Source organism: Bradyrhizobium sp., assembly GCF_049586575.1.
Classification (GTDB): domain Bacteria; phylum Pseudomonadota; class Alphaproteobacteria; order Rhizobiales; family Xanthobacteraceae; genus Bradyrhizobium.
In genome coordinates this window covers 1-3,865 of record NZ_JBAVCF010000015.1, presented here as the reverse complement: position 1 = coordinate 3,865, position 3,865 = coordinate 1, and the positions used below count along the sequence as shown (strand labels likewise).

The window sequence follows — 3,865 nt, the reverse complement described above, 5'->3', positions numbered from 1 at the left end:
GCCGTATCGGCCACGCGACAAGACGATTGCTTCATACTGCACCTCATTGCGGTGAAGGGACGATAGCGGCATGTTTTGCATCACGACCGCCGTGACCTTTGGTGATCATGATCCCAGACGGTATGCTCCACAGTCCACGGTTGAGACTGTCGGCGTAGTGCTTTGTGATGAGCCCTTGGCGGCCCCACTCGTGGATGGTGGTTCGTGCGACGCCAAACTTTGCCGCAACCTCACGTGTCGTGAGCATGCCACGCCGACGAAGGCGGTCATAGCGGCTCGATAGCTTGTAGGCGTGACGAATCCAAGCAACCTTCTTCAAGTTGAATGGTTTTGTCTCCCATGTGCGCCGTCCGTCGCGGTTAAGAATCTCGGCGATCTCGCGATCGCAGTGTTGGTCGAGCATTCGGTCGACGATGGCGACGAGTTCTGGCTTGAACTTGCGGATTTGCGCAATGGGTAGCGGCCGCTCGAGGACCAATGTGCGCGTCGCGCCACCTGACAGGCGCACATGGGCGGTAATGGTGTCCGCCTTGACCAGCGTCACGTCGTCGACGAGGAGGCGCAGGATGCGCTTGCGCTCACGGGCATCGACGCGCGGATCTTGCCAGATTCGCGGCAACTGCTCCGCGAGATCGAGAATGCGGTGGCGCATGTCGGCATCAAGCGCGGCTGCTTGCTCTCGACTGCGGCGCTCATAGTCTGCGGCGGCTTCAGTATGAAGACGCAGCTTGTCGTTCCATTCCGCTTCGAGGGCATCGGCGACCAGCCGGTTGTCGGGGTCGACCTTCATGTACCGTCGACGCGCGAGTTCAGCCTCGTATCGCAGCCGCTCGACATGCTGGCGGCGCAAGGCGTCGGTCTCGGCAACGCGGGCTTCGAGTTCGCGCTGAACCTCCAGACTAACCGCCAGGGTCATGGGCGTCATCATCTCGATCAGCAAGGCTGTGACCGCTGGATCGACGACCTTGCCGGGAACCGTCTGACAGGACTTTCCGGCGCGCCGAACTGCGGTCTCCTGACAAACGTAGATTGGGACGGTCTGACCATTCTCCCGGCTGTAATGCACACCCATGCGCTCGCCGCACAATCCACACAGCACGCGACCTTGCAGCAAGGCCGGCCCCTCCCGCGGCGGCCCTGACCGCCGCTCGCCACTGAAGGCGCGGGCATTATCGGCGAGCCGATTCTGATTAAGCTCGAAGCGTTCCCAATCGATGTAGCCCTGGTGCATGCCCGGCATGACGAACTGCCATTCCGCTCTGGCAACCTTGATCACGGCGGTGCCACCGTCAGGCAGGTGGCGTATGCGCGTGCGGCCATAAACGAAGGCGCCGGCATAGCGCGGATTGTGGAGCACTTGCAGAATGCGTGCGTGCTGCGGCAGTGCCCATAAGAGTTCACCCTTGTTGAATCCCGTACGCAGCCGTCGCGGGAACAAGAGACCTTGTTCGCGAAAGAATCGGACGGTTCGGATCGCGCTTCCGGTGCGTTCGAAGGTCTCGAATACCAGACGAATGGCATTCTGGACCTGGGCATCGGGATCGAGGCCGATTGTTCCATCGGTCCGGTAGATCAGACCCACCGGCGGGCACATCTCCAGTTCGCCGCGCCGCGCCTTGTTGATCTGGCCACCGCGCATACGCGCTTTGAGGATATGTAACTCGGCCTCGCTCATCGTGCCCTTGAGACCGAGCAAAAGGCGATCGTTAAACTCGGCTGGATCATAGACGCCGTCTTCATCGAGGATGAGGGTTGCGGTCAAGGCGCACAACTCGATGAGGCGATGCCAATCGGCCGAGTTGCGGGCCAGCCGCGAGACTTCCAGGCCCATGACGATGCCGGCCTTGCCGAGTGCCACTTCGCTGACGAGCTCCTGGAAGCCGTCGCGCGTCGTCGCGCTCGATCCGGACTTGCCGAGGTCGCGGTCGATGACATGAATCTGCTCGGCTGCCCAGCCTCCGGCGATTGCGCGGTCACGCAAGGCATATTGGCGCTGCGTACTCTCACCGTGTTCGGCAACCTGACGCAGCGTCGACTGACGGACGTAGAGATAGGCATCGCGCTTGAGATGGTCGGCGGTGACTTTGAGTTCAGCCATGGGCATGGGTGGGCTCCGTTGCAAGCGCGACGATGATGCCGGCGAGAAGTCGCGTGAGATCGCTAGCTGCCGGCGGCAGATCGCGCGTAGTCGTGGGCGCAGCGTGATAGTTCGTGCGAACCGCCTCGACTTGAGGTTCCGACCCACATTCCCTAATCCACGCCGCCAATCCGCGATGGCGAATGATGCCGAGACCGGAACAGCTGCTCGGCTCGGCATTGAGCACGGCGGCGCGCAGTTTCTCGTAAGCACCGACCGCGTCCGCTGCGGCGACGATCAGGGCGGATTGTTTCGTTTTTTTTTGTGCGCCAGCGCGCGTTCGAGGCTCCGCCGGTGCACCTTGACGCCGAAGTGCTGCTCGATCGCGTCGAGACATTGTGGCGTCGTCAGCTCTGGGATCTCGGCCTTGAGTTCGGCGACGTAGGCAATCACCTCGGCAGAGATCTTGTGGCCACCTTTGGGGCCCCGCGGGCTCGGTAGCAGACCCGCGAGCCCGGCCGTCTCCAAGGCATCCTGGGCTTTGTAAAAGGTTGGCCGGGAAACGCCGAAGGCTGCGGCGACCTTGCTGATGGCGGCGCCGTCGACTTGATGGCGCCGCACCATCTCGTAGCGCACCTGGACCAGGTCTTTCGGGTCGAAGAATGGGTTGCCGCTGAACAGGACATCGCGGATGGCGTCGGGATTGCGGTTGAGGACGCCATCCTGCGCCAGCGCCTTGCTCTTCTGGTCCCGCCGTTTTGCCGCCTTCGCCATGTGCGGCTCCGATGAGTCGTAAATATAAATACGCCTCTATCAGTAGTGTGTCAACTGCTTCATTGGCGCAAATCCTGGGATTAATCCCATTAACACGAGATATTCTATCAAGACCGCCGCTACAATGCGGCGCCATTCCTTTTACATATGCGGCGTAATTGGATTTACGCATCGCTTGACGCTCTGCGCGCACCAAGCCGGTCCAACAACTCACACAACGTCATTAAATCGACCGTCCGAAATGCTGCCCTGCCGCCGGCGACAAACCGGAACTCATCCAACGGGATGACATCAGTAAACGCAGCGGAGATCGTGCGCAGGCGCCCGTCGTCGTCCGAATAGACAACCCGGTCCTCACCCCAATGCCGTTGCCGGGAGATCAGTTCAAACTGGCGACCACAGTGCGGATGAAATGGATGCGTGATGTGAACCTTGCGGTCGGTCGTATCCATACGACCTGCAGTCGGCGACATTCTCCAAAGCGAAGGTTGAGGTGGCGGTTCAAATTGCGACGCGCTTCATCATCGCCAAGCTGCGCAACCGACAGTTCTTCGCGCTCTCAGCTCTGAATATGGCCATCGCCGAGCTAGTGGAGCAGATCAACAATCGCGTGTCGCGCCATCTCGGCGCCAGCCGTCGTGCGCTGTTCGAGGAGATCGAACGTTCGACCCTCAAGTCTTTGCCGGCTGAGCCCTACGTTTTTGCCGAATGGAAGCAATGCCGGGTCGGGCTCGATTATCACGTCGAAATCGACAAGCACTATTACTCGGTGCCGCACCAGCTGCTGCGCGAGAAGGTTTGGGCGCGCATCACCGCGCGCACGATCGAAGTCTTCCACAGCGGCAAGCGGGTTGCCGCGCATGTGCGCTCATCGTCGAACCGCAAGCATACGACGGTGCGCGAGCACATGCCGTCGAGCCACCAGCGCTATGCCGACTGGACGCCGGAGCGCCTGCGCCGGCAAGCTGGTGCAATCGGCCGCCACACTGCGGCGTTGGTCGAGATCATCCTGCG

General features: G+C 61.2%; 4 protein-coding genes. 1 reads left to right on the top strand and 3 read right to left on the bottom strand.

Annotation, left to right across the window (positions count from 1 at the left end):
* Positions 1-43: 43 nt before the first annotated feature.
* From WB528_RS00580 to WB528_RS00570, 3 genes are all read right to left on the bottom strand, one after another.
* Entirely contained in the window at positions 44-2,098 is a 2,055-nt protein-coding gene (locus WB528_RS00580) for a recombinase family protein (RefSeq protein WP_423886491.1), read from the bottom strand.
* A 276-nt stretch (positions 2,099-2,374) separates the two neighbouring features.
* A complete protein-coding gene (locus tag WB528_RS00575; RefSeq protein ID WP_423886490.1) occupies positions 2,375-2,851 on the bottom strand; it encodes a helix-turn-helix domain-containing protein in 477 nt (158 codons plus the stop codon).
* 164 nt (positions 2,852-3,015) lie between these two features.
* Positions 3,016-3,303: a DUF5372 family protein gene (locus tag WB528_RS00570; protein WP_423886489.1), complete on the bottom strand. Its 288-nt coding sequence runs from the start codon at positions 3,301-3,303 to the stop codon at positions 3,016-3,018.
* Between the two features lie 119 nt (positions 3,304-3,422).
* On the opposite strand from WB528_RS00570, the gene WB528_RS00565 reads away from it, so the two are divergent.
* Positions 3,423-3,865, top strand: a 443-nt coding sequence (locus tag WB528_RS00565; RefSeq protein ID WP_423886488.1) for a Mu transposase domain-containing protein, incomplete at its 3' end; no start/stop codon positions are given.

What these genes read in the sequence shown, in the direction of transcription:
- WB528_RS00580 (WP_423886491.1), bottom strand. Translation starts at nt 2,098, where the DNA reads ATGGCTGAACTCAAAGTCACCGCCGACCATCTCAAGCGCGATGCCTAT.
- WB528_RS00575 (WP_423886490.1), bottom strand. Translation starts at nt 2,851, where the DNA reads ATGGCGAAGGCGGCAAAACGGCGGGACCAGAAGAGCAAGGCGCTGGCG.
- WB528_RS00570 (WP_423886489.1), bottom strand. Translation starts at nt 3,303, where the DNA reads ATGGATACGACCGACCGCAAGGTTCACATCACGCATCCATTTCATCCG.